Origin of the sequence: Micromonospora sp. DT44 (genome assembly GCF_049841635.1) — a bacterium.
Taxonomy (GTDB): domain Bacteria; phylum Actinomycetota; class Actinomycetes; order Mycobacteriales; family Micromonosporaceae; genus Micromonospora.
In genome coordinates this window covers 91,132-114,957 of sequence record NZ_JBNCKS010000006.1, presented here as the reverse complement: position 1 = coordinate 114,957, position 23,826 = coordinate 91,132, and the positions used below count along the sequence as shown (strand labels likewise).

Genomic DNA, 23,826 nt, shown 5'->3' with positions numbered 1-23,826 from the left:
CCCGCTCACGCTTCCGTCGAAGGTGGTGCCTCGTGGTAGATGATGTTGCCGTTCTGGACGCCGAACGCGAGTCCGTGGTCACGGGCCACGATGTTCTGGATCTGTACCTTCTGCTCGGCGGGTAGCCGGGCGGTGAGCTCGGTGACAAGAGCCCGCAGGTCGTCGATGACGGTCGGGTCGTCTTCGACGAGATCCTGCAACCGGGTCAGCCATTGCGGCTGCTGCTGGGCCCGGACCTCGACCTGCTTGTCCGCCGGCGCCTGCTTCACGGTGGCCGCCAGCGCGTCGAGCCGACGCGCGGCCTTCGCCTCCTGGTCGGCGCGACCGCGTCCGAACAGCCGGATGAACCCCGGGCGAGCCAACCCGTTCCACACGTCCGTAGCGGCAGCGGTCACCAGCGTCGTGGCGCCGATGGCCAGCACCGCCTGAATATCCGGGGTCACGTCTCTCCTCGCCGGGGGTAGGCGCACTCTCGTTCTGTGGCGACCGAGTTGGCGTACCGAACGTCCAGATCGACATCCTGGCACCATCATGAAGCGCCGTCGCCACCTGCGTAATTACCCGGACACGACACACAACTTCGCGGTCGGTCATGGTTCGATATCGTGGCGTCCCGCGGCGTCAGCCGTGGGGCAGGCTCCGGCCGTCGGGCAGCGTTCGACCGCTCAGCAGCGCCACCAGAGAACCGCTGTCGCCACGGACGACCTCACCGCTTCCCCAGCTCCGGTCCGTGTCGGTGGATTCGAGTCGGACACCGGCCAGGTCGATCCCGAAGATGGCGCCGCTCGCGTTGGTGAGCGTGTCCAGGACAGTGCGGACCGCGCCTGCCGGTGCGACCGTGGGCCGGTCGAGAGCGATCGTCACGTCCAGGGAGTGGATGACGGCGTGACTCAGCGCGCCCGCGGGGCCGCCGCCCGGCGGCTGCCAGGCGTGCAGGGCCGGCGATCGGAGCTGATCGAGGAGGTCGGTGCGGGGCAGCGCCGCGCCGCGCGTGGCCATGCTGTTGGAGAGCACCGTGAAGTCGCCGCCGGCTGCGGCCATCTCGGTGGCGAACTCCACGGGCGTCAGCCGCACCGGCATCGTGACGTGCGCGACAACGTGCCGCACCAGCCACGCCTCACACAGCGAGGGTGCATCCCAGGTGTCGGCGGCAGCGGTCGCGAGAAGGGCGGCGAGTCTTCGGTAGGTCGACGCGACCCAGGGCTGCGTGTCCGTCATGACTGATCCTTTCGCGTGAGCTGCGCGAGGCGTTCCGCGAGCTTGTCGAGTGAGGTGGTGAACCCGGCGCGGGCATCGGGGGTACGCATCGTCTCGGGCACGTGCCGCTGGTGGATGACGACCGCGGTTCCGCCGTCGCCGAGGTCGTGAAACGTGCTGGTCGTGTGCATCCCGGTCGCCGGCTCGACCCAGGCGAGCAGCTCGGGCGCAACGATCTCGGTGAAGGTGGCGACCATCCGGTAGCTGCCCTGGTCTCCGATCATCAGGGTCTCGAACCGACCCCCGGGTCGGAGGTCGACGACGATGCCCTCGACCGGTGTCACCATGCCGCGCGGTCCCCAGAACTGCGCGAGTTCGTCGGGCTCGGTGAGGCACCGCCACACAAGTTCGCGCGGCGCGCGGAAGACTCGCCGGTAGACGAGTTCGCCGTCACCCACGGATTTCAGCCTTCCTGCAGGTGGGCGAGGTGCGTCTCCAGGCGGTCCAGGCGATCCGCCCAGGCCTGGCGGCTCTGCTCGATCCAGGACATCGCCGCCTCCAGCGCCGCGGGTTCGAGGCGACACGGCCGGCTCTGCCGGTGCCGCCCCTGACTGATCAGGCCGGCCCGCTCGAGCACACGGATGTGCTGCGACACGGCCTGCATGCTCATCGCGTACGGCTCGGCCAGCTCCTTGACCGTCGCCTGGCCGGTGGTCAGCCGAGTCACGATGTCGCGCCTGGTCCGATCGCTCAGTGCCGTGAACAGGGCATCAAGCTGCTGGTCGTCGAGGGTCACGCTCATGACCCTTATCCAAGCAGAAGCTTTATAAAGCGTCAACTTTAGTAAGGGTCATGAGCGTCGCTCGTACTCACGGCATGGATCTGCCGAACCACCGGGCGAGATGGTCGTCGAGGTTCCGCTGCTCGTCGCCGATCCAGGCGACGTAGCCGTCGGGACGCAGCAGGAGGCACGGGACGTCCACCGCCGCTTTGGCGTCCGCGAGATGATCGACCCGGTCCTTCCAGCCACCGACGGTCAGTCGTCCGGTGCGGTCCACCAGCAGGCCACGGCCGCGACGCAGCAGCCCGTAGAGGTTGCCCTGTCGCACGTCGACGTCGGGCAGCCGGCGACCGAGCAGGTCGGGGCCCTCGCCCACGTCGTAGCGGATGCCGGTGCCGGTGATCTTCTCCAGGAGATGGCGGTTCACCTCGTTGAAGTCCATCAGCTCGGTGAGCAGTCGGCGTACGGCCCGGGCGCCCGGTTCGTCGGACAGCAGTTGCGTCTGGGCGCGGGTGTTGTCCAGCACGTCGGCGGCGACCGGACGACGTTCGGCCTGGTAGGTGTCCAACAGGGTGTCCGGGGCCCAACCCCGCACCTGCGCGGCCAGTTTCCAGCCGAGGTTGACCGCGTCCTGCACGCCAAGGTTGAGGCCCTGACCGCCGATGGGCGGATGGATGTGGGCGGCGTCGCCGGCCAGCAGGACCCGACCGACCCGGTACCGCTCGGCGAGCCGGGTGGCGTCGCCGAAGCGGGACATCCAGCGCGGCGAGTGCACGCCGAAGTCGGTTCCGGCGACAGCCCGCAGTTGCTGGGCGAAGTCCTCGATGGTGGGCCGCTGGGCGCGATCGCTGACTCCGGCCGCCGGGACGACGACGCTGTAGACCCCGACACCCGCAGGTCGGACCCAGAATCGGTGCCGGGCTCCGCCGATCGCGGCGATGGTGGCGGCGATCTCCTCCGGCGGGACACCCGCTTCCATCTCGCCCATCAGCGTCTCGGTCCGCGACGGCTCGCCGGGGAAGCCGACGCCGAGGAGCTTGCGCACCGTGCTGCGTCCGCCGTCACAGCCGACGAGGTAGCGGGTGCGTAGCTGTTCCCCGTCGGACAGTTCGACGGTCACCCCCTCGTCGTCCTGCGCGAGACCGGTGACCGCCCGCCCGCGCCGGACCTGCGCGCCCAGATCGGTCGCGTGTTCCGCGAGCAGACGTTCGATGACCGGCTGCGGGATGCCCAGCAGGTAGGCGTACGGGGAGTCCAGCCCGGTGGGCGCGGGTTTGTCGATGGCGGCGAAGAAGCCGGCGGCCGGACGTCGCCGTCCGTGCGCGAGCATGCGGTCCAGGAGTCCGCGCATCGCCAGCACCTCGAGGCTGCGGATGTGCAGACCGACGATGCGGACGGCCGACGGAGGCTCGGTCTCCTTTTCCAGCACGAGGACCCGCACGTCGTGCAGGCGTAGTTCGGCGGCAAGCATGGCGCCGGTCGGCCCGCAGCCGACGATGATCACGTCGAACAGGGGCGGCGGACGATCCGCGTCAGGGCTCGGCGAGGAAGCAGGATCGAGGTGAACGGAGGACACAGGAGCGGCCTTTCGAGAGTGCCTTGGTGAAAGGCGCTCCCGGCGACACCTACGTCAGTCGCCCAACCGTGACGGCGAGGGGAGCACCCACATCGAACCAGCGGTCATGGGTCTCACCTCCTCGGACGGTGTCGCGGTCGACTGCAAGCTACCGCCCGCGCGGCGTCGCGTCCAACGTTTTCGCCTCGCTCACCGCAGCATCGCCCGGGTCATCCGGCGCGTCGCCACGTACATCGCGATCGAGCCGAACGCGACGAGGTAGAGCGCCGCGATCAGCAGGCCCCAGCCGAGGTGACCCAGCGGCGGCTCCCGGACCAGCTCGATGCTGTGGTAGAGCGGCAGGGCCTGGATGAGGGGCCGCACCGCCTCCGGGTAGACCGACAGGGGGTAGAACGTCGTGGCGAACAGGTACATCGGCAGCATGAACAGTTGGATGTACTGGAAGTCGGAAAAATCGCGCAGGTACGTCGTGACGGCCAGCCCTCCCGCCGCGAACGCGTACGAGATCAGCAGCGAGGCCGGCAGGGCCAGCAGCGCCCAGGCCGAGGTGACCAGCCCACCGATCGCCATGATGGCCAGGAAGCCGATCGACGTCAGCAACGCGTTGATCATCGCGCTGGTGACCTCGCCGACGGCGATGTCGGTGACCGAGAGCGGTGTCGGCAGGATCGCCTCGTAGGTCTTCTCGACCCGCATCCGGGTGAAGACGCCCATGCTGGTCTGGTTGAACGCCGTGTTCATCGCGGTGGTGGCCAGGATCGCGAGCGCCACGTAGGCGGCGTAGGGGACGTCGACGCTGGGGACCGTGCCGACGAGCAGCCCGACGCCGACGCCGATCGACAGCAGGTAGAGGATCGGTTCGACGAGCGCGTTGAGTAGCGGTGTGATCGACCGCCGGTAGATCATGAAGTTGCGTTCGATCAGCGCGAGCGCGCGGCGACGGGTCCAGGCAGGTACGACGACGCTGGTCATGGTGTCTCCACAGGGCTCTGGACGTGGGGCGTCAGGGGTGCAACCGGCGGCGGTAGGTCACGCGGGCGACGAGGAACCCCCCGATCGTGAGCGCCAACAGGTAGGCGATGTGGACGGACGTCGCGGCGACCGTGGCCGTGCCGAGGCTCACCGTGCGACACAGCTCCACCCCGTGCCACAGCGGTAGCAGGTAGGACACCGGCCGGATCCAGTCCGGCAGTTGCGAGACGGCGAAGAAGGTGCCGGAGAACATGTAGAGCGGCATGATCACGAATCGGAACACCGTGTCGATGTGGCGCAGCGTGCGTACCCCGACCGCCCACGCCGCGGCCGGCGCCGCGAACGCGAGCCCGGTCAGTGTTGCGGCGAGGAGTGTCCCGAGCGCCCACCGGCCCTCGACCAACCCGAACGCGGCCATCACGGCGATGAAGGCGCCGCTGGTGGTGAGCAGCCGTACGGTGATGAAGAGCAGGTGCCCGGCGGCGAGTTGCTCCGGCTCGATCGGCGTCGGCGTGGCGCCCCGGTAGGCGCCGAAACCGGCGGCGCGGGCCACTCCCCAGGACGCCTCCAGGAATGCGTTCTGCACGGCCGCCGCGGCCAGCATGCCCGGCGCGAAGAACGCCGTGCACGACACGCCGCTGATCTGGGCGGGCGCGTTGTCGTCGACGAGGGCGCCCAGGCCGGCGCCGATGCCGATGAGGAACAGCAACGGGTTCAGCACGTTGATCACGACCGTCCCGCGCCAGGTGCGCCGGTAGCGGGTGAGCCAGTATCCGAATGCGCGCAGCACCAGTGGTCCCTTCTCCTACTCGATGTGGGATCGGCCGGTGAGCGTGAGGAACACGTCCTCCAACGTCGCGCGGCGGACCAGGGCCGTGAGTGGGGTGAGCGACAGGGCGTGCACCGTGGCGAGGGCGGACTCACCGTCGGCGCAGTAGACAAGCGCCCGGTCCGCGAGCAGCTCGACGCGACCGTCGGCGGCGGTGCCGCCGGTGGCCAGCGCCGAGGTCCGGAGTTTCTCCGCCGCGGCGTCTCGTTCGTCGGGGCGGAAGCGCAGTTCGAGGACCTCCCGGTTGGCGTGTCGCGTGATCAGGTCGCGTGGGGAGCCCTGCGCGACGATCCGACCATGGTCGACGACGACGATCCGGTCACAGAGCTGCTCGGCCTCGTCCATGTAGTGGGTGCTGAGGATGAGCGTGACGCCCTCCTGCTTGAGTTGGAACAGCCGGTCCCACAGGATGTGTCGGGCCTGCGGGTCGAGGCCGGTGGTCGGCTCGTCGAGCAGCAGGATGTCGGGTTCGTTGATCAGGGCGCGGGCGATCGTCAGCCGCCGCCGCATGCCGCCCGACAGTGTCTCCACCTGGTCGCCGGCCTTTTCCCGCAGGTGGGCGAAGTCCAGCAGCCGGGTCGCCCGGTCCCGGATGACGGCCCGGGGCAGGCCGAAGTAGCGCCCGTAGATGTGCAGGTTCTCCAGGACGCTGAGTTCGTTGTCCAGGTGGTCGTCCTGGGTGACGACGCCCAGCCGGGCGCGGATCTGCGGGCCCTGCGTCATCGGGTCCATGCCGAGGACGCGCAGGCTGCCGCCACTGATCGGCGACGTCGCGGCGATCATCCGCATGGTGGTGGACTTGCCCGCGCCGTTGGGCCCGAGAAGCCCGAACCACTCCCCCCGCTGGAGCGCGAAGTCGATTCCGTCGACCGCGCGAAACTCCGCTGTGGACCCACGCCGCGGGATAGGTCCGCCCGTAGTTTCCAGTCCAAAACAACGGTAGGAACTGAGGGTTGATCAAGCTCTATCCCGGCTTAGCTTGATCTTTAACCTGTGCGGCGTGGACGGGGATTGAGCGGCTTCGTCTTCTTTGCAGCGGGTGTTCTGGCGTTCTTGGTGGTCGCGATGTGGACGTCGTAGCGCGGGGTGGGGTGGTTGTTGCGGCGGCCGGGTGGTTGCCCTGGTCCCGGCCGGGAGGGTTTGGGTGCGCCGGCCGGGACTGGTGGTCTTCGCGCCTTGGTGCCGAAACCCCCGGCGGACGCGGGCGGGCGAGAGACGCTGCGGTGGAGCGGGTTTCTCCCAGGGGCGGCGCAGGTCGGTGGCGAGGGCGCGGGCCAGCCGGAGTTGGGTGTAGGCGGCGAGGATCATCCAGGTCCAGCAGTCGGCGGCTTGCGGGGTGCGGATCTTGGGGCAGGTCCAGCCGAGGGTCTGCTTGAACAGGCGGAAGGTGTGTTCGATGTCGAAACGGCGCAGGAACGTCTGCCAGAGCCGGTCGATATCAGCGCTGGTGGCGTCGACGCCGGACCACCACAGCCAGACCGGCTTCGGGGTCGCGCCGCTGGGTAGGTGGTCGACTTCCAGGCCGATGACGGTTCCCTCGATGACCGGCAGTGCCGTCGCCGCGTCGATCCAGGCGTTGCGGTGGGTCAGCCGGGGGTGCAGCCGGTCCCAGGCTCGGGCCCACGCCGTGCCGTAGAGGCGGGTGTCGGCAACGGTGGCTGCATTCGGTTCACCCCAGGTCGCGGGGTCGCCGAAGATGAACTCGCCGCCGTGGCGGGGTGGCCGGCCGATCGTCCCGGGCTGCCGAGGTGGCACGGCCCGGCGGAGTACCCGCTCTGAGCGCATCCGCGCGAGGACCTGCACGGGCAGATCACGCAGGAGGAACGCCAGCCGGGGCGCGTCGTAGCCGGCGTCGGCCACGACCAGGATCTCCAGGTCGCCGGGCTGCCACTGCCCGGCCGCGATCAGACGACCCACAATGTCGCGCAGTTGCCCAGCGGTGACCGTGGCCGCGTCGTCACCGGGCGCGAGCCACACCGCGTCCAGCGGCGCGGTCCACGAACTGCGGCCCGATTCCAGGGCCACGACCATCGAATACGGCCAGCCCGGGATCATGATGCTCTGGTCCTTGCCGCGGCCGTAGGTGTGGCACAGGATTCGCTGCGGTGAGGTGTGGGCGTCCGGCCGCAGCCAGCAGGTGACGTCCACCGCCAGGACCAACCGGCCGTCGGCTGTCCGCGGCAACGGCACCGCCGCCAAAGCGGTGCGTAGCCGATCGATGTCCAGCCGGCCGCAGGCGAGGGCGTCATACAACGCCCCGTGGCCACGGCGGTGTTCACCCACCAGCGACAACTCCACCAACGACCGGACCGGCCCGTCGGCGCACAACACGGCGTCGGTCAGGTCGAACAACGCGTCAGCCCGCGCCGTCAGACATCCGTAGAACTCTCGCCGGAACCCCGCCAAGTCCCCGACCGCATCAGTCGGACCACAGTCATGCACACTGATCACCAGAACAGCCCTTGGTTATTGATGTTCTTCCCTAGACAAGAAGATCATCAACCAAGGGCTGTTTCCGTGCTCGGCCGGGGTCTCAACAGGACCCGCGGGGTTAAAGATCAAGCTAGGGAAGCGGCGTTGCGGGAGGCCCTCCGGGTTCGTTGACCAGCCCGTGCTTGGTAAGTTCCCAGTGGAATCGGCGGCTCGGTCGCATCAGCTGCCCTATGCCCTTGACTGCGGCGACGCTCATCAGCATCCCGTAGAGGTGCCAGGTGAAAGCCGTGGGAATGCATCGGTACAGCTTCCACATGACGCATGCGCTGACCAGTTGGGTGATGACCATGATCGTGGCGATGATGAGAGTGATAAGTCCCAGGCTGGCGATGAAGGGCGGGAAGATTGCTTCGGATCGGCCACTGCCGGGTAGGAACGACGCGATGGTCACCGCGATGATGAAGGGATGCAGGATCTTGCCCAACGCGGGTAGGCCCATGACCATTTGAAATCCCAGAAAACCCTTGGGTCCCAGTTCTTTCCAGAGCCGGCGCGGCTGACGCATATGCACTAGCCAGGTCTGCACATGTCCCTTGATCCATCGGCTGCGCTGCCGAATCCAGTTACCGACATCACTGTTAGCCTCTTCCAGCGTCAGCGAAGGAATGCTGTGCGTCACCCAACCGCGGCGGGCGATCCGCATGCCAAGGTCAGCGTCCTCAGTCAGGTTGTATGGGTCCCACGCGCCCAGTTCGCACAGTGCTGCAGTTCGGAAATGGTTGGAATTGCCGCCGAGGGGAATCGGCACCTGCAAGCGGTCCAGCCCGCGCATGGTCGGCCCGTAGCGCAATGCGTACTCCGCGGCGAAGGTTGCGGTAAGCCAGTTCGTATAGGGGTTCCAGTGGCTCAGCTCGGCCTGTAGGCACACCACCTCGTCGGGATGAGCTCGAAAGGCGGTCGCTGCAACCCGTAGTTGTTGGGGGTCCGGCCGATCCTCCGCGTCGTAGACTGTGCAGAGCTCACCCCAGACGCGCTCGAGAGCGATGTTGCAGGCTTTCGGCTTGGTCCGGGGCATGCTCGGGTTGATGAGGACTACCTCGAATGCTTGACCCAAGGTGATGCCGTCCAATGCCGCGCGCGTGACGTCGTCGGATTCCTCGATGACCAGCAGAATCTGCAACTTCTCCACGGGGTAGTCCAGGGCGGCCAAAGCAGGAATCAGAGTCGGCAGGACGGCGGCTTCCTTGTACAGCGGCACCAGGACCGAGTACGTGGGTAGCTCCTTGTCGGTGAGCTGTTTGGTCGCCGGCGGAGAAATCCGGCGGAACCCCACAATGGCGAGCATCATCTGGTAGGACTCGTAAACGACGTATGTGACTGCAGAGGTGACTATCACCGCGTGGACCAGAGTGATCGGCGAGAGGCCGTAACCCACCAAGGGCTTGGCGGCTACGAGCGCCGTCAAGCCGAGCAGTAGTGCGAGCAGAGTGTTTCGCTGCCCGCGGCTCAACACCGTCGCCGCGGAAAGCTCGGGTGGCAAGTCCCGGATACTGTAAAGACCCTTGCGCGAACTCCTTGCAGTCGTGTCGTCACGGCCGACTGCCGTGCTAGAAGCCGAGAACACAATGAGGCTCCGTCCGTGGATCGGTTATATCAGATACTTCGTACGAGACTATTTACTGTTGGACAACTTTCCCTAAGCGCGAAAAACTAACCAAAGGTTGTTTCATGGCATCGACGGCTTCGTGTTGACTGGGGGTCTGTTCCGTGAACGGCTGATTTCGCTCGTTGCGTAGATGCGCCGAGGGCCGTCAAGCGGCATGCTCAAGATCGTTTGCGGCCCGCCTGCTGCCAATGGCACTTCTTAAGGTGATCTTGGCTGGTAGGGGCTTGACGCGGTGCAGGGTGATGGTGTGGCTTAGCCGGCGACTAGGCGGGCTGGTCGCCGCGGGCGGGGTAGCGGTGGCTGCGTCGTCTGGTGGCGCGGGGGCTGGAGCGTTCCGGGGTGGTCGTGGGTGCGCCGGCTGAGTTCGGTCCAGGCGCGTTCACGGGCGCGGCGTAGGCGTTTAGGGGAAACCCCGCCTGGCTCCGGGGCCCGGATCGGTGGGCGGCGTTGCGGGCGCGGAGGAAGCTGATCCTGTCGGGATCGGCACGGTGACGCCGGGCGGCGTCACCGATCAGGTCGGCGAGGCCTTGATAAAGGCAGAACAACCCCCACATCTCCTGGCGTACCCCGTTGGGGCTCTGCGAACGCAGGAGCACGTCCGGGCCGCCGCGGAGTTCGGGCTTGACCGCCTCCAGCATGGTCTCTCCGGACCATCGCTCGTTGTACAGGGCCGGGATGTCCTCGATCGGCACATGGTCGGGTCGAGCAGGTTCGTGACCACGCAGAACAACTCACTGGTCGTGGACCCGTCGCCGTCGGTCGTGGTCACGGTGTACTCGATGACCCGCACCGTGATCGGCTCGCCATCCTTCTTACGCGGCGGGCGCAGCACGGACAGTAACTGCCGTCGGGCAGCCGGTCGACCACGGGGAGCCGGAACGATGCGCTGGCCCGCCATAGCAGATCAGCCCCGGTTGCTACCGCTTTACGCCACAACGACCAGCTCAGAAGTTACGATCGGCCATCATGGGCATCCCCGCGGTAAACGAGGGCAGCAACCGGTCGGCCAGCACGGTCTCCGCGGCCCGGTAGCCGTCGAACGTGGCGTCCAGCAGCGCCTTCGTGCCGCACTCGGCGTGCGCGCGTGGCCGGATCTGCGGTAATACGGCTTTTTTCAGGAACTCGTTCTCCATACGCAGTTCCCGCGCTTCGCGTTCGAGCTGCCGTAGCCGTTCCCGTTCGCTGACGTTCAGGTCCGGCTCGTCGCCGGCGTGTTCACGCCGGTACGCAGCCACCCAATTTCCGAGCGTGCCGTCTCCGATACCGAGTTCACGAGCGACCGCGGCGATCGGCCGCGACCCCTCGATCACCATCTTCACCGCTTCTTACCGGAACTACGGGGAGAAAGTCCTCTTCGCGCATGGCACCAGTTTCCCTCTCCAGATCAACCAATTCTACTTGGTCGGCCTGTCCGGAAAACCCATGGCAGCTCGATGCGATGCGTGGAGGAGAGTCTGGTGCACGACGGATATGGCGTCTTCCTGGGTTTCGGACGTCGGTAAGGGTGATCACCACGCGGTCGGGTTGGCCCCGGACGGCAAGCGGCTACACGACGCGCCGTTGCCGAATACCGAGCTACGTCCGGCTCGGCGAGGAGACCTCCGCCCGCTATCTGGACAAGCGCTGCGCCGGCTCGTTCGTTTGACCCTCGACCTCATCGAGGACCCACCATCGGCGACATGAACGACCAGATGGCCCCCGATCCGACCACGACTCGCGTCATCGAGGCGGTGCGGCTCGGCCAGACCGGCGACACCGCCGAGGCCCGCGAACTGCTCACCGCGCTGTGGGACGAGCTCGGCCCGACCGGCGATGCGCTGCACCGCTGCACAGTGGCCCACCATCTCGCCGACCTACAGGACACCCTCGACGCGGAGCTGAGCTGGGACGAACGCGCCCTGGTGGCGGTGTCCGAGCTGACCGACGAACGCGTCCGGCGGCACCTGCCCTCGCTTGAGGTCCGGGCGCTCCTACCGTCGCTGTACCTCAACCTCGCCGACTGTCACCGGCGACTGGGCAACGCCGGCCCGGCCCGGGAGCACCTCGCCCGGGTCCGGGAACACCTGGACCAGCTACCGGACGACCCGTACGGCGAGATGATCCGCACCGCCGTACGCGACTTCGACGCGGACGACCCGACCGACCACCGACGGCGGTAACGGCTGCCGGCTCAGCGGTCCGCTACCGTCTGGGCCGCCCGGTACGCCTGCGGTGAACGCCCGTAGCGGGCGCGAAAGAGGCGGCTGAAGTGGGCCTTGTCCGGGAAACCCCAACGGGCGGCGATGAGGTGCACCGGCTGTCGCGCGTGCAGGGGGTTGCCCAGGTCCCGCCGGCAACGCTCCAGACGCTTGGCCCGGATGAGCTCGGCAGGAGTCGTCGCCTCACCCTCGAACAGGCGGTGCAGGGAGCGCAGGGAGATGTGGTGGGCGGCGGCGACGCTACGGGGGTTGAGTTCGGCGCTGTCGAGGTGGCGGTCGATGAAGGCGACGACGCGGGCGCGTAACGCGGCGTGCCGTGTCTCCGGCGACAGGACGCCCTCGATGTCGAGGCGCTGGGCGAGCGTGGCGGCGAGCAGGTCCAACGCCATGCCGCCCAGCATCTCGGCCTGGTTCGGCTCGTACTGCTCCGGGTGCGCCGCGATGCTACGCAGGTGGTGGACCAGGAGCCCGGCGACGCCGGGACCCGACGACATCGGGGTGGCCAGCAGGGGACGCACGCGATCCGGCGGCAACGGCAGCGCCGCGTAGGGGATCTGCACGGTGATCGTCGTGGCGAGACCGGGGCTGTCCGCCCGGTGCCGGGCGATGTGCGGACGGGCAGTGTCCAGCAGGGTGAAGTGGCTGGCGGCGACGAGCGCGGTCTCGGTGCGATCCTGGACCAGGGTGCTGCGACCGGTCAGTGGCAGCGTGAGCTGGTAGATGTCCGCCTGCGCTCGGCGGACCAGCCCAGCGGGCCGGGTGGCGAGCAGCGACGGGTACCGCAGCGAGGCCAACCGGATCCGGCCGAGGTCGATGGCCTGGGCGTACGCGACGAAGTCGTCCAGCCGTGCGCTGGTGATGTGCACGGGCCCCGTCTCCTGGGCGACCAGGGCATACCAGAACTCGAACCGGTCCGCCGGCGGCAGTACCGTCGTGTCCACCACCAGGTTGGGCAACATGGTGTCCGCCTCCCCCAAGCACGAGGATGGATTCTTGCACGCATCGACCTACGGACGTCCGCGATGACCGGCGCCGACGTACGGGCGGCGGCCGACGAGATGACACGGGTGCTGCACCCGCACCTCGACCGCGACTGGTCGGTGCCCGCGGGCACGTTGAGCTGGAGCTGCTGGACGACCGCCGCGCACGTCGCGCACGACCTGCTCGCGTACGCCGGCCAGGTCACCGGCCTGGCGCAGGACAGCTACCTGCCGTACGACCTGCGGGTCTCCCCCACGGCGGGCCCGGCGCGGGTGCTCGACGTGGTGCGGGCCTGTGCCCGGCTGCTCGCGGTCGCCGTCGAGGCGGCCGAACCGACCGAGCGGGCCTGGCACTGGGGCACCTGCGACCCGGCCGGATTCGCCGCGATGGGGGTGGCCGAGACGGTGCTGCACACCCACGACATCGCCCTCGGCCTCGGCGTGCCGTGGCAGCCGCCGCGCGGCCTGAGCGCGCTGGTGCTGCGGCGGCTCTTCCCGGACGCCCCGCCCGGCGACGCTCCCGACGTGCTGTTGTGGATGACCGGCCGGGGTGAGCTGCCGGGTCGGGCACGGCGTACCTCCTGGACGTGGCGGGCCGCCGTGGAGTGACCCCGGCAGCGGTCGGGCGGGTGCCGCGGTGGTCGAGGGATCAACGACCTCCGCGGCACCCGCGCCTGCTCTGCTGAACGCCGTCGGCACCTGCGGGGATGCCGACGCCGTTGCGGGTAGTTCCTCAGGTCCAGCTGATGCCACGCTCGCGAACGCCACGCATGCCCTTCCCCCTTCCCCCTTCAGGGCGGCCCCGTGCCCACCCGACGACCTCAGCGTCGACCGCCGCCCACCTCGACGGTAGGGCTTTCGGGTTCGGACTCGTTCGATCTTGTACGAACCGGTCCCCGAACGGCGTCGATCGGGCGGCACGCCGCCACAGTGGACCGAGTGCGAGGACGGCCACTGCGCCCGACAAGCCACTGGACCCGACCACCATGTTGGCCAACCAGCGGTCGGCGGCCAGACCCACCAGCACCATCGCCGTCCCCTGCCGTTCCGCGGGGCACTCTTGCAACCCGCATGGGCGCAGGATAACCTATTCAACCCATAGGTTACGTGGGTTTTGGGAGCGGGATATTGGCTGTGGGCGGCCGTGTGCATGGCTTCCCACAGCCAATCATGCTGGTCGGGATTGGGTGCCGCAGGTGGATGAATTGCAGTTACAGCAGAACAGCCGCACGCAGAACGAAACGCAAGGGTCGATTAGTGAGCGACGGCTGGAGGAGGGCCATAGCGTGCCCGCTGATGAGGCAAGCCAGGATCCGGAGAGCGATCTCGGCCGGGCAGCGCTACGTATGCGGTTGGCTCGTGCACTTCGGGATGACGAGACGCTAATTCACGCCTTCTATTCGGTCGGACTCACTGCGGATGCTGTTGGGCGAGGTGTCGTATCCCGAGCATCGATCTTGACGGGGGCGGCGCTGATCGCCGGTATTGACGGCGCTCTGAAATTGGCTATACCGGCGGCTGGCCAGTGGGACAACTGGAGTGCCGGCAGGTCCGTTGAGTTAGGCACGTTGGCCCGGGGCACTCTCGACTCGGCGCGATTCTTCCTTCAGATCGGAGCGCCCGCGCAAACGCTCGCGTCGATCAGCAACGACAGTGATCCGCTGCTTCTCCGCCTGATGCGGGTCGAGGCAAGGAAAGCCGGCTACTACGCATGGGCGACGTCAGCCACAAACTTTGGCTCATTCGGCTGGAGTGTGTTGGACCGGTTCAGCGCGTCTTGCGGAACCGGCGCTACCGTGTTGCAGCGGGGGTGGGGGGCGCTGCGAGACGCCATTATGGATCCTGCGGACCGCACCAAATTGGTAGACGGTCTGGCAAGCCTCGCCGATGGACTTGGACGGTGGCACCAGAACCAGTACGCGATCATCGGTGCTACCGCCACGCAACTTGGGCATTACGCTATTGAGGAGGTCGCGCATGAGTGGACCCGGTCGGGTAACTCCTACGAGCGGTTCTGCCTCGCCGTCGCGAAGACGGTGATGTACGGCGCATTTACCGGGACAACTGGCCGGACGTGGTCCTCAGTCGATCAGGGGCTTTCCGACGATCGTACACTTGTTGTTCACCGTGACGGGCTCAGGACGTCGTCCTACTTGTCCGCCGTAGCCGCCACCGCCGCCGCAGCTGTCTCTGTCACCAAGGCTGCCAGCGTGTGGTCGCGTCCCGCCGCTGAGCCCAGTCCTGCTGTCGATCTCGCCAGTATTGCAAGCGCGGCTCACATTGGTACGTCCAGGGCGGCCAGTCCAAGCCAAGAGACGTCCAGCCCAGGCCAAGAGACGCTCCGTCTTCCCGTTCCCGTCCAGGCCCGTGAATCTGGTAGGGTTAGGTAACCCGAATGCCCTGTATTCCCCGCTTGCCGGTTCCCACGCTATCGAGCTGGTCGACGACGGCGTCAGCCTCCAAACCATCCGCAAGCGACCCGGCCACCGCAAGAGCCAAACCACGCTCGGCTACGCCGATCACTCCGACCGCGCCGCCGACGACGAGCTACGCCGCTGCTGTCGGTATGCCGTACGACGTGCCGGCCTGGACGGCAGAGTGGTACTTCCGGCCGGGATCACCCTCCAGGGACAGCAGGTACCCGCCGAACGGTGGCGGTACTCGCTTGTACCGCGAACACCTCGGCGCGGCCGTCAGATCTTCCGGTGCCGACCGTAACGGCGCTGTCGGGCACGAGGGCGGATGTGGGTGTTCGGGACCGTTCGGACCTGTTCGGGGCGGCGGGACGTCAACCCCGGCGGCACCAGCGCAGCCACCAACCCCGGCGGGGCCGGGGCGACGACGGTGGACGGCTCGGTGACGGTGGCGGTCACGTCCCGAGGGGCGCGTTCGGTACGCCAGCGAGCGACCACCTCGTCGGCGTTCACCGGCCGGACCGCGACCCGGGGCCCGTCGGGGTTGCGCAGCCAGGCCACGATCTGCGCGTTGAGCTGCCCCACGAAGGCCCGCACGGCCTGTTCGGTGGGCAGGCCGCAGACCTCGTTGGGGACCTGCTCGACACGTCGGCGCAGTTGCAGAGGGGTGGGCAGCTTCTCGCGCTCCAGGAAACTCTTGATCCACCACGACTCGTCGTACGGCATCCCCGCCCGGGGATCGGCTTGCCCATCCCGGGCAGGTTGTCGAACTCGCCGCGTTGCGCGGCGCCCCGGATCTGCGCCTCCACTGCCGCGTCCCACGCTTCGGTCACCCTGCGGCACCTCCTCCGGCGACCGTAACGCGCCGCCTCCGACCGGCGGCACCCTGCGACAGGTCAGCGCGGTCGGGCCGGTGACCATTCCCGTGCGGCAGGCCACCGCCTCGCAGGTGGCTCTGGGTCACCGGTCGCCGTCCGGCCTACCGTCGGTCGGGGACGGCGAACGGGGGGTGACGGCATGGTCGATGCCGGCTTGGGGTCAAGGGGTGAGTGCAATCGTTAGGGCGCGATGAGTTCCGCGAGGCGTTGGGTGGGGGTGGCCCAGCCCAACGCCTCGCGGGGGCGGGTGTTGAGTTCGTAGGCGACGTTGTCCAGGCGGTGCTGGTCGATGGTGCGAAAGTCGTAGCTGCCTTTGGGGAAGTACTGGCGCATGAGTCCGTTGGTGTTCTCGTTGCTGCCGCGTTGCCAAGGGCTGTGGGGGTCGCAGAAGTAGACCGGGCAGCCGGTGGCGACGGTGAAGATCGGGTGGGTGGCCATCTCGACGCCTTGGTCCCAGGTCAGTGAGCGGCGTAGATGCTCGGGCATGCGGGCGGCCAGTGCGGTGAGCACACCGATGACCGCTTCGCTGTCACGGCCGTTGGGCAGCGCGCCGAGCATGACGTAGCGGGTGGCGCGTTCCACCAACGTCACGATCGCCGAGGCGCCGGCTTTGCCGATGACCAGGTCACCTTCCCAGTGCCCGGGCACCGCCCGGTCGGTGGCCTCGGCGGGACGAGCGCTGATGTGCAGCTCACCGATTCAGGAACGCCGGCCCCGATCCACTGCCGCCACTAAGTCAATCTCACTGCTCGGGGTGGCCGCCGGTTTCGGCGTCTACCTGGCCACGGCGGTCGCGGGCCTGGCCGCCGTGTTCGTCCTGGTCCCGGCGCTGTACACGGTGGTCAAACTGGCCGGCGCCGGCTACCTGCTGTGGCTGGCGTGGGGCACGGTGCGCCCGGGTGGTGGGTCACCGTTCACGCCCGCGCCGCTGCCACCGGACCGGCCCCGGCGGCTGTTCACCATGGGCCTGGTCACCAACCTGCTCAACCCGAAGATCGCCATCCTGTACGTGTCGCTGCTACCGCAGTTCGTCGAGCCGGCGCGGGGACAGGTGGCGGCGCAGAGCCTGCTGCTCGGCCTGACCCAGATCGCCGTCGCGCTGAGCGTCAACGCGATGATCGTGCTCAGCGCCGGGGCGCTGGCCGGCTTCTTCGCCCGTCGGCCGCTGTGGTTGCGCGTCCAGCGGTGGGTGACCGGTACGGCCCTTGCCGCGTTGGCCGTCCGCATCGCCGCCGACCGTTCCCGGGCGGCTGTCGCCGTACCCTGATCCGGTCCTCACCGGCCACGGTGGCGGCGGACCATGCCGGCGGCCAGCGGCGCGGCGTCCAGGTCGCCGGCGGCGAGCCGGGCTGCGAGGGTACGGCGTACCAGCCGGTCGGCCAGCGCGGGCGCGTGCCGGCCGACGGCCATCTCCAGTCGGCCGCGTCGGGTGGTCGCCACGTCCCGGGGCGCCCGTCGGGCGGTGGCGGCGCGCAGGATCGCCGCGACGACACCCTCGACGGGCTCGGGGCGGGACACTCCGCGCAGCGACAGGCCCGCCTCGGCGGTGCTGTCGTGGATCGGTGAGGCCACCATGCTGGGGTAGACGACGCTGACCCCGACGTGGGTGCCCACCTCGTGGCGCAGCGCGTCGGCGTACGCCACGAGGGCCCGTTTGCTGACCCCGTAGGCGGCGGCGAGGGGCAGCGGCAGCACCGCCATCCGGCTGGCCACGAAGATCACCCGCCCGCGTGTGTCGAGCAGGGCCGGCAGCGCGGCGGCGGTGGTGCGCCAGGCGGCCAGCAGGTTGACCTCCAACTGCTGGCGGACCACCTCGTCCGGTGCCAGCTCCGCCGGGGCGGGACCGCCCACTCCGGCGTTGTTGATCAGCAGGTCGAGCCCTCCGAGCCGGGTGACGGCCTCCCGCACGGCGGCGGGGACGGCGGCCGGGTCGGTCAGGTCGCAGCCGAGCACCGGCAGGTCGTCGTCCTCGCGGGCGCGCAGGTCGATCCCCACCACCCGGGCGCCGCCGGCGCGCAGCGCGACGCCGAGGTGCCGGCCGAAGGTGCCGCTCGCGCCGGTGACGAGGACCCGCCGGTCGGTCAGAGCCGTCACCGACGTGCCCCGGTCTTCAACTCCCGGGTCAGCTCTGCCAGGTACACCTCGAAGTCCACCCGCATCGCCGGGCGGCGGTGACCCCAACGGGCCGTCGCCGCCCGCAGTTCGGCCCGGCAGGCGGCCCGCTGCCGGGCGGGGTCGGGCAGGGCGTACCGGCCGGCGAGCTGCGCGGCGACCAGCTTGGCCTGCGCCTCGACCAGCGGGAACGCGGAGCCGGTGGACTGCATCAGTCCGACGAACATCAGGCCGGGGGCCTCGGGGTGGAACACGTGCCGGTACAACGCCAGGGTGTCGGCCCCGCCGCCCAGCAGTTCGGCCGGCAGGAACCCGATCGCCACCCGGTAGCCGGTGCACCACACGATCAGGTCGACCTGGTCGGCGCGGCCGTCGGTGAACTCGACCCGGTCGCCGTCGAGGGCGGCCACACCGGGGCGGGCCTCGACGTCGCCGTGGGCGAGCCGGGACAGCAGGCCGTCCGAGAGCGTCGGATGGTCCTGCAGGAAGCCGTGGGTCGGTGCGGGCAGCCCGTAGCGGGCGGGGTTGCCGACGGCGGCGGAGATCATGGTCTGGCTGATGCGCTGGCGCAGCCGCCACGGGAGCCGGCGGGCCAGCGCGCCGTTGAGAGTGTCCGAGGGGCGACCCAGCAGGTGCTTGGGCACCACCCAGACGCCCCGGCGCAGCGACAGCAGCGTCCGCTCGGCGGTGTGCGAGGCGTCCACCGCGATGTCCATCGCCGAGTTGCCGCCGCCGACGACCAGGACGCGCCGGCCGGCCAACTGCTCGGGGCCGCGGTAGTCGTGGCTGTGGATCTGCTCGGCGGTGCTGGTGCCGGGGTACGGCGGCTCGGGCAGCCGGGGGACCCGGTTGTGGCCGTTGGCGACGACCACAGCCTCGACGGTGACCTCGACCGGCCCGTCCGGCCCGCTGGCCGTGACCGTCCACGTGCCGTCCGGTCGGCGGACGACCCGCTCGACGGTGTGCCGCAGGCGGATGGCGTCGCGCAGCCCGAACCGGTCGGCGTAGTCGGCCAGGTAGCCGGCGACCCGCGTGTGGTCCGGGTAGTCGGGCCAGTCGGCGGGCATCGGGTGGTCGGCGAACTCGGTACGGCCACGGCTGGTGTTCAGGTGCAGCGTGCGGTACGCGGGTGAGTCGGGCGCCCCGTACACCCAGAGGCCGCCGACCTGGTCGGTGGTCTCGAAGCAGACCACGGCGACGGCGGCGTCGCGCAGCGCCTTGACGGTGGCGAGTCCGGCCGCGCCGGCGCCGATCACCGCAACCCTGGGTTCTGCCCGCATCGCCCGCTCCCCCGCATTATCCAACGTCCGATGGATAATCGTCGGGCGGCGGCGGCCCGTCAACCCGTCGGTCCGTACAACGCGGTGAGGAAGCGGTGCACGTACGCCCGGAACTCGCGGCGTTCCCGGGCCGCCGGCACGCCCGCGGCCAACGCCACGACGTGTCCGTGGGTGGCCCAGACCAGGCTGCGTACGGTGATGTGCGGGGTCGGCTCGGCCAGCGCGCCGGCCGCCGCGGCGGCGGTCAGCAGCTCCGCCACCAGCCGGTAGAGCGGTTCGGCGTAGCGCTGGTCCAGCTCGGCGTGCCGCTGCGGCTCCAACCAGCGTCGCAGCCACAGCGCGGTGGTCTCCGGGTGGTCCTGCAGAAAGTCCACGAACACGTCGACCAGGTCGTGCAACGCCCGCCGCGCCGCCTCCGGGCCCGCGTCGAGGACCGTGCGGGCCCGGTCGGCGGCCTCGGTGAGGACCTGCCGCTCCACGTCGAACACCCGCGCGAAACACGCCTCGTAGAGCGCCGCCTTCGTACCCGTGTGGTGGGCGACCGTGGCGACGTCGACCCCGGCGGCGGCCGCGACCTCCCGCAGCCCGACGGCGTCGAAGCCACGCTCGGCGAACAGCGCGGTCGCGGCGGTGAGCACCACCTCGCGGGTGGGTCGGGTCTCGTCGCGCCGAGGTCGACCCGGACGGCGTCGGGGCATGGTCATGGCCGCCATTCTGCCCCTAGAATCCAGCAACTGTTGGATTGCGGAGAGGATGCGGCGATGACCGGGCTCGACCGGCGGCCCGCGGTCGCCACCGACGCGACGCTACCCCGCGGCCCCCTCGCCGGGTTCGCCGCCGGCTCCCTCGGCATGGGTGTCTGGGTGACCGTTCCCGGGCTGCTGCTGCTCTACTTCCTGACCGACGTGCTGGCCGTCGGGCCGTGGCTGGCCGGTCTGGCGCTGCTGCTGCCGAAGGTCGCCGACGTGCTGCTGCACCCGTGGATCGGGCACCGCGCCGACGTCGAACAGGCCCGCCGGGGCGACCGGCGACGGCTGCTGCTGCTCGGCTGCGCCCTGCCGGTCGCGTTCGCCGCGCTGTTCGCGGTGCCCGGCGGCCTGACCGGCGCGCCGGCCGCCGCCTGGGTGGCGGTGGCCTTCGTCGCCGGCAACCTGCTCTTCGCCGCCTACCAGGTCCCCTACCTGGTCACCCCCGCCGACCTGCGCATCGGCTACGACGAACGCACCCGGCTGATGGCGTTCCGGATGGTCGTGCTGACCCTCGGGATCCTCGCCTCCGGGTTGCTGGCGCCGCTGCTGACCGACGCCGACGCCTCGACCCGGGGCGGCTACCAGCGCATGGGCGTGGTCCTCGCCGTCGGGATGCTGGTGGCCATGCTGGTCGGCGTGGCCGGCATCGCCCGGCTGCGCGGCGTCGCATCGGGCGGCACGGCGCCGAGCCACGGCGGGTGGCGGGCGCTGCGCACCGCCCTGCGCGACCGACAGTTCCGCCCGCTGGTCGCCGCCTACCTGGCCATGTCCACCACCACCCACCTGGTCCTGGCCGGGGTGCCCTACTACGCCGAGTACGAGCTGCGCGCCCCCGCGCTGACCACGGTGCTGGTGGCCGCGTTCGTCGCTCCGGCGCTGCTGGTCACCCCCGCCTGGCTGGTGCTGGCCCGCCGGATCGGCAAGCAGCGGGCGCTGCTCGGCGCGCAGGGCGCGTTCGCGGCCGGGTCGCTGGTGCTGGCGGTGGGCAGACCGGCCGGCCTACCGGTGCTCGTCGGCGCGGTGGCGGTGCTCGGGGTGGCGTTCGCCGGCATGCAACTGCTGCCCTTCTCGATGCTGCCCGACGTGATCCATGCCGCCGGCGCCACCACCGGCGCGGGCACCTACACCGGGGTGTGGACCGCCACCGAGGCCACCGGCGCGGCCCTGGGCCCCTACGCGTACGCCCTCTGCCTGGCGGCCGGCGGTTTCGTGGCGTCAACCGCCGGTGAGTCACCGGCGCAGCCGGACGCGGCGCTCGCGGCGGTCCGCTACGGCTTCGGGCTGCTGCCGGCGGCGGCGATGCTCGCCGCGCTGCTGCTGCAGCGCCGCTACACCCTGGACGCGACGGCCCGGGCGGCGACCTGAGCGGCCGGCACTAGACTTCGCCCTCGATGGACGCCCCGCTCACCCCCGCCGAAACCCGCCCGTGCGCCCACTGTGGAGCGCCGGTGGCGCAGCGTGTCGGCGCGGGCCGGCCGTTTCGCTACTGCCGCGACAACGACGGCGCCTGCCAACGCGCCTCGCGCAACAGTCGGATGCGCCACCGCAACGCCCCCGGCCTGCCCGGGCAGGTGGCCCGCACCTGGGAGGCGGTGGACCGCCTCGACCAGATCGTCGAGACGTTGACCGAGGCGCTGCACGCCGAGCTGTCCCCGGTCGGTGTGCAGCGGAAGCTCGCGCAGGCCCGCGCGGAGGCCGCCACCGAGGTCGCGGCCGCGCAGACCGAACGCGACGAGGCCCGCGACGACGCCGAGACCGCGTCGGCCGACGCGGCGCGCGCCCGCGAGCAGGCCCGCACGGCCCGCGCCGAGGCCGACGACGCCACCCGACGTGCCGAGGCCGCCGCGCACCGCGCCGACGCGGCCGACGAACGCGCTCAACAGGCCGAGACCGCCCGGGACCAGGCCCGCCACGACGTCAGCGCCGCCGAGGCGCTGCGCGCGCAGGCCGAACGCGACCGCGACCAGGCCCGCGCCGAGGTCCGTGACCTGCGGGGCGAGCGCGACACCGAACGGCAGCGCGCGGCCGACCTGACAATCGAGCGGGACGCGGCGCGCGCCGACGCCGAACGGGCCACCCGGGACGCTGCCGACGCGGGCGAGCGGGCCGCGCGGTGGCAGGCCGAGGCACAGGACGTACGCCGTCAGATCGACCAGGCCCGCGCGGACGCCGCACGAACCCGCGCCGAGGCCGCGGACGCCGCCCGGGCCCGGGAACAGGCCGAACGGGCCCGGGACCGCGCCCAGGCCGTCGCCGCCGAGGCCGACGACGCCCGGCAGGAGGCCGCCGAGCTGGCCGCCCGGCTCCGCGCGGAGCTGACGGCCGCGACCGAGCAGCGCGACACGCTCACCGCCGAGCTGACCGCCGCCCGGCAGGCCGCGGCCACCGCCGAGGGGCGGCTCACGGCCCTGAAGATACGGCTCGACGCCGCCGAGGCCGACCGGGACATGGCCCAGCGGCGGGTGGCGCAGCTCGGTGACCAGGTCAGCGACCTGGCGTTGGCGCTGGCGCGCCTCGGCGCGGCCGCACCCGCTTCCGGCCCGGCTGCGACGTCCCCGCAACCTTGACCGCGTTCGGGCGGTTAGGGCGTGTGTCAAAGTCTTCGGTCGGACCGGGACTTCGGCATGCCCTAACATCCCCGGTGGCAGTCACGACACGCCACCGCCGTGGCGTCCCGGTCGTGGCCGGCTACCCTTGGTTCCGGCCCGCCCGTGGACGCCTCACGCCCTCGGGCGGGAATGGGGCGACGGGAACGCGCCGTTACACCCAGAAGACCAGCACCACGAACGAGGGGAAGTCGATCATGGGCGAGCGTATGCTGCGCGGAAGCCGGCTGGGCGCGGTCAGCTACGAATCCGACCGCAACACGGAGCTCGCGCCGCGTCAGACCCGCGAGTACCTCTGCGCCAAGGGCCACCAGTTCGAGGTGCCGTTCGCCGTCGACGCCGAGGTCCCGACGACCTGGGAGTGCAAGTTCGACGGCAGCGTCGCCCGACTCGTCGACGGCAGCGAGCCGGAGCAGAAGAAGGCCAAGCCGCCGCGTACCCACTGGGACATGCTGCTGGAGCGGCGTTCGATCGCCGAGCTCGAGGACATCCTCGCCGAGCGGCTCCAGGAGGTTCGTACCCGCCGCGGCCGCGCCTGAGCCGCACCCGCACGACACGGCGCCCCCGGGATTTCCCGGGGGCGCCGTCGTGTGTGTGTGGATTTCAGTTGCGGCCCGGCTCGACGATCTCGCCCTCGATGGCGCGGCCACCGTCGACGACCACCGGCTGCTCCGGCTGCGGACGTGGCGGCGGCTGTGGCGCGCCCTGACGCACCCGAACCGTACGCGGCCCGAACAGGTCACCGGCGACCATCGACGACACCCGCCGCTCGGCGACGCGTTGCACCCCGGAGCGGGCCAACCGGCGCACCGGCGGCACCATCAGCAGCAACCCGACCAGGCCGCTGACCAGCCCGGGTATCGCCAGCAGCAGCGCACCGGCCAACCCGACGAGCCCGTCGGTCACCTGCCGTCCCGGCGGCTGCCCGGCCTGCGCGGCGGTGCGGAACCCCCGCCAGGCGCGCATTCCCTCGCGGCGCAGCAGCACCAGCCCCAGCAGGGACGCCGCGAACACCAACAGCACCGCCGCGCCGAACCCCACCGCCTTGCCCACGACGACGAACACCGCCAGCTCCAGCACCACCGTCAGCAGCAGGGCCAGCGGCACGAACCTCAGTCCTCGGCGCATCTCACCTCATCGCCATCCCGCGGCACG

The 23,826-nt window shown here is 70.3% G+C and carries 22 protein-coding genes and 5 pseudogenes; 8 read left to right on the top strand and 19 right to left on the bottom strand.

Annotated features, from left to right (window positions below; all coding sequences use genetic code 11):
* Nucleotides 1-5 precede the first annotated feature (5 nt).
* From ACLQ25_RS05440 to ACLQ25_RS05390, 11 genes and pseudogenes are all read right to left on the bottom strand, one after another.
* Nucleotides 6-443, bottom strand: coding sequence for a hypothetical protein (locus tag ACLQ25_RS05440; protein WP_425729639.1), 438 nt, complete (start codon nt 441-443; stop codon nt 6-8).
* 178 nt (nt 444-621) lie between these two features.
* Nucleotides 622-1,218, bottom strand: coding sequence for a maleylpyruvate isomerase family mycothiol-dependent enzyme (locus ACLQ25_RS05435; RefSeq protein ID WP_425729637.1), 597 nt, complete (start codon nt 1,216-1,218; stop codon nt 622-624).
* Nucleotides 1,215-1,655, bottom strand: coding sequence for an SRPBCC family protein (locus ACLQ25_RS05430; RefSeq protein ID WP_425729635.1), 441 nt, complete (start codon nt 1,653-1,655; stop codon nt 1,215-1,217). The genes ACLQ25_RS05435 and ACLQ25_RS05430 overlap by 4 nt, the downstream gene beginning before the upstream one ends.
* Before the next feature lie 5 nt (nt 1,656-1,660).
* Nucleotides 1,661-1,993, bottom strand: coding sequence for an ArsR/SmtB family transcription factor (locus tag ACLQ25_RS05425; protein WP_425729633.1), 333 nt, complete (start codon nt 1,991-1,993; stop codon nt 1,661-1,663).
* Nucleotides 1,994-2,066: 73 nt separating this feature from the next.
* The gene (locus tag ACLQ25_RS05420; RefSeq protein ID WP_425729757.1) at nt 2,067-3,491 is read right to left on the bottom strand and encodes an FAD-dependent monooxygenase; all 1,425 of its coding nucleotides are present in this window, start codon (nt 3,489-3,491) and stop codon (nt 2,067-2,069) included.
* 252 nt (nt 3,492-3,743) lie between these two features.
* Nucleotides 3,744-4,526 carry an ABC transporter permease gene (locus tag ACLQ25_RS05415; RefSeq protein ID WP_425729631.1) on the bottom strand — a complete coding sequence of 261 codons (783 nt, stop codon included), beginning with the start codon at nt 4,524-4,526 and terminating at the stop codon, nt 3,744-3,746.
* A 31-nt stretch (nt 4,527-4,557) separates the two neighbouring features.
* Entirely contained in the window at nt 4,558-5,316 is a 759-nt protein-coding gene (locus ACLQ25_RS05410) for an ABC transporter permease (protein ID WP_425729629.1), read from the bottom strand.
* 15 nt (nt 5,317-5,331) lie between these two features.
* Entirely contained in the window at nt 5,332-6,282 is a 951-nt protein-coding gene (locus ACLQ25_RS05405) for an ABC transporter ATP-binding protein (RefSeq protein WP_425729755.1), read from the bottom strand.
* Between the two features lie 59 nt (nt 6,283-6,341).
* A pseudogene (locus ACLQ25_RS05400) lies at nt 6,342-7,806 on the bottom strand (NF041680 family putative transposase).
* Nucleotides 7,807-7,918: 112 nt separating this feature from the next.
* On the bottom strand, nt 7,919-9,328 hold the full coding sequence (locus ACLQ25_RS05395; protein ID WP_425729627.1) for a glycosyltransferase: 1,410 nt from the start codon (nt 9,326-9,328) through the stop codon (nt 7,919-7,921).
* A 1,232-nt stretch (nt 9,329-10,560) separates the two neighbouring features.
* Nucleotides 10,561-10,767 (bottom strand): annotated as a pseudogene (locus ACLQ25_RS05390) (transposase); the annotation flags it as partial.
* Nucleotides 10,768-10,887: 120 nt separating this feature from the next.
* On the opposite strand from ACLQ25_RS05390, the pseudogene ACLQ25_RS05385 reads away from it, so the two are divergent.
* Together ACLQ25_RS05385 and ACLQ25_RS05380 are read left to right on the top strand one after the other, a co-directional pair.
* A pseudogene (locus ACLQ25_RS05385) lies at nt 10,888-11,080 on the top strand (IS110 family transposase); the annotation flags it as partial.
* Nucleotides 11,081-11,133: 53 nt separating this feature from the next.
* Nucleotides 11,134-11,613: a hypothetical protein gene (locus ACLQ25_RS05380; protein WP_425729625.1), complete on the top strand. Its 480-nt coding sequence runs from the start codon at nt 11,134-11,136 to the stop codon at nt 11,611-11,613.
* An 11-nt stretch (nt 11,614-11,624) separates the two neighbouring features.
* Here ACLQ25_RS05380 and ACLQ25_RS05375 read toward each other — a convergent pair whose 3' ends face one another.
* Nucleotides 11,625-12,611, bottom strand: a complete 987-nt coding sequence (locus tag ACLQ25_RS05375) for a helix-turn-helix domain-containing protein (protein ID WP_425729623.1) — start codon at nt 12,609-12,611, stop codon at nt 11,625-11,627.
* A 63-nt stretch (nt 12,612-12,674) separates the two neighbouring features.
* On the opposite strand from ACLQ25_RS05375, the gene ACLQ25_RS05370 reads away from it, so the two are divergent.
* Both ACLQ25_RS05370 and ACLQ25_RS05365 read left to right on the top strand, forming a co-directional pair.
* A complete protein-coding gene (locus ACLQ25_RS05370) occupies nt 12,675-13,241 on the top strand; it encodes a maleylpyruvate isomerase N-terminal domain-containing protein (protein ID WP_425729621.1) in 567 nt (188 codons plus the stop codon).
* 587 nt (nt 13,242-13,828) lie between these two features.
* The gene (locus ACLQ25_RS05365; RefSeq protein WP_425729620.1) at nt 13,829-15,022 is read left to right on the top strand and encodes a hypothetical protein; all 1,194 of its coding nucleotides are present in this window, start codon (nt 13,829-13,831) and stop codon (nt 15,020-15,022) included.
* 303 nt (nt 15,023-15,325) lie between these two features.
* Here the strand turns inward: ACLQ25_RS05365 and ACLQ25_RS05360 are convergent, their stop codons facing one another.
* From ACLQ25_RS05360 to ACLQ25_RS05350, 3 genes and pseudogenes are all read right to left on the bottom strand, one after another.
* Nucleotides 15,326-15,772 carry a hypothetical protein gene (locus tag ACLQ25_RS05360; protein WP_425729761.1) on the bottom strand — a complete coding sequence of 149 codons (447 nt, stop codon included), beginning with the start codon at nt 15,770-15,772 and terminating at the stop codon, nt 15,326-15,328.
* A 38-nt stretch (nt 15,773-15,810) separates the two neighbouring features.
* Nucleotides 15,811-15,855 (bottom strand): annotated as a pseudogene (locus ACLQ25_RS05355) (hypothetical protein); the annotation flags it as partial.
* A 249-nt stretch (nt 15,856-16,104) separates the two neighbouring features.
* A pseudogene (locus ACLQ25_RS05350) lies at nt 16,105-16,608 on the bottom strand (IS30 family transposase); the annotation flags it as partial.
* On the opposite strand from ACLQ25_RS05350, the gene ACLQ25_RS05345 reads away from it, so the two are divergent.
* A complete protein-coding gene (locus ACLQ25_RS05345; RefSeq protein ID WP_425729619.1) occupies nt 16,607-17,191 on the top strand; it encodes a LysE family translocator in 585 nt (194 codons plus the stop codon). The pseudogene ACLQ25_RS05350 and the gene ACLQ25_RS05345 overlap by 2 nt on opposite strands.
* A gap of 8 nt (nt 17,192-17,199) precedes the next feature.
* Here the strand turns inward: ACLQ25_RS05345 and ACLQ25_RS05340 are convergent, their stop codons facing one another.
* The 3 genes from ACLQ25_RS05340 to ACLQ25_RS05330 are packed head-to-tail and all read right to left on the bottom strand — an operon-like array spanning nt 17,200 to nt 20,020.
* Nucleotides 17,200-18,018, bottom strand: coding sequence for an SDR family NAD(P)-dependent oxidoreductase (locus ACLQ25_RS05340; RefSeq protein ID WP_425729618.1), 819 nt, complete (start codon nt 18,016-18,018; stop codon nt 17,200-17,202).
* Nucleotides 18,015-19,316, bottom strand: coding sequence for a flavin-containing monooxygenase (locus ACLQ25_RS05335; RefSeq protein ID WP_425729617.1), 1,302 nt, complete (start codon nt 19,314-19,316; stop codon nt 18,015-18,017). Before ACLQ25_RS05335 ends, ACLQ25_RS05340 begins: the two co-directional genes overlap by 4 nt.
* Nucleotides 19,317-19,375: 59 nt before the next feature.
* Nucleotides 19,376-20,020, bottom strand: a complete 645-nt coding sequence (locus tag ACLQ25_RS05330; protein WP_425729616.1) for a TetR/AcrR family transcriptional regulator — start codon at nt 20,018-20,020, stop codon at nt 19,376-19,378.
* Nucleotides 20,021-20,077: 57 nt separating this feature from the next.
* On the opposite strand from ACLQ25_RS05330, the gene ACLQ25_RS05325 reads away from it, so the two are divergent.
* The 3 genes from ACLQ25_RS05325 to ACLQ25_RS05315 all read left to right on the top strand — a co-directional run bounded on the left by ACLQ25_RS05325 (nt 20,078) and on the right by ACLQ25_RS05315 (nt 23,210).
* Complete coding sequence (locus ACLQ25_RS05325) at nt 20,078-21,430, top strand: MFS transporter (protein WP_425729615.1); 1,353 nt, start codon at nt 20,078-20,080, stop codon at nt 21,428-21,430.
* Nucleotides 21,431-21,456: 26 nt separating this feature from the next.
* Nucleotides 21,457-22,632, top strand: coding sequence for a hypothetical protein (locus tag ACLQ25_RS05320; protein WP_425729614.1), 1,176 nt, complete (start codon nt 21,457-21,459; stop codon nt 22,630-22,632).
* Between the two features lie 236 nt (nt 22,633-22,868).
* The gene (locus tag ACLQ25_RS05315) at nt 22,869-23,210 is read left to right on the top strand and encodes an RNA polymerase-binding protein RbpA (RefSeq protein ID WP_046564157.1); all 342 of its coding nucleotides are present in this window, start codon (nt 22,869-22,871) and stop codon (nt 23,208-23,210) included.
* Nucleotides 23,211-23,274: 64 nt separating this feature from the next.
* Here ACLQ25_RS05315 and ACLQ25_RS05310 read toward each other — a convergent pair whose 3' ends face one another.
* Complete coding sequence (locus ACLQ25_RS05310; protein ID WP_425729613.1) at nt 23,275-23,799, bottom strand: FxsA family protein; 525 nt, start codon at nt 23,797-23,799, stop codon at nt 23,275-23,277.
* Between the last annotated feature and the right edge of the window lie 27 nt (nt 23,800-23,826).